Annotated in this window: 1 protein-coding gene; it reads right to left on the bottom strand. The window is 61.1% G+C overall.

Annotated elements, in window-relative coordinates:
* Positions 1-193 precede the first annotated feature (193 nt).
* Entirely contained in the window at positions 194-451 is a 258-nt protein-coding gene (locus tag AC1DKD_RS41865; protein WP_477112253.1) for a hypothetical protein, read from the bottom strand.
* Positions 452-551: the final 100 nt, after the last annotated feature.

Below are 551 nucleotides of genomic sequence, written 5' to 3'. Positions count from 1 at the left end.
ATTGAAGGTCGAGTCGATCTTGACGGCGCTGAACACGGGCAGGAAGGGCACGAAGCCGCCGCGCACGGCGCGCATGGCRCGGGCGTCGAGTTCTTCGGTGACGGACAGGTCTTTGATGGCGAGGGTGGTAGTCATGGCAGTTCTCCGGGAAATGCAGTAGYTTGCGAATKCAGCCTGGGCGGTAGCCCGMGGCTCAATAGATGTTGTTYTGGGCGTTCTGGGTCGAGGTGACACGCGACTTGATGTCGTCGACGAAGGCAGCGTTATTGCCGTTCATGTTGACGACGTTCTGCGTCTGGCCGATCAGYTGCGARGCGTTGAAGGTCGAGTCGAKCTTGACCGCGCTGAACACGGGCAGGAAGGGCACGAAGCCGCCGCGCACGGCGCGCATGGCACGGGCGTCGAGTTCTTCGGTGACGGACAGGTCCTTGATGGCGAGGGTGGTAGTCATGGCAGTTCTCCTTGGGAGCGATTGGGACTTGGGGTTCGGTTGGTTCGAGCATTGTTTCTGCGCTCGGGAGGTACAAACGCATGGAGTGTGCCAAGGCGGG

It is taken from the genome of Cupriavidus sp. 05T313 (assembly GCF_056396665.1).
Note: the sequence above shows the minus strand (reverse complement) of the source record. Positions and strands in the feature narration are given on the sequence as shown.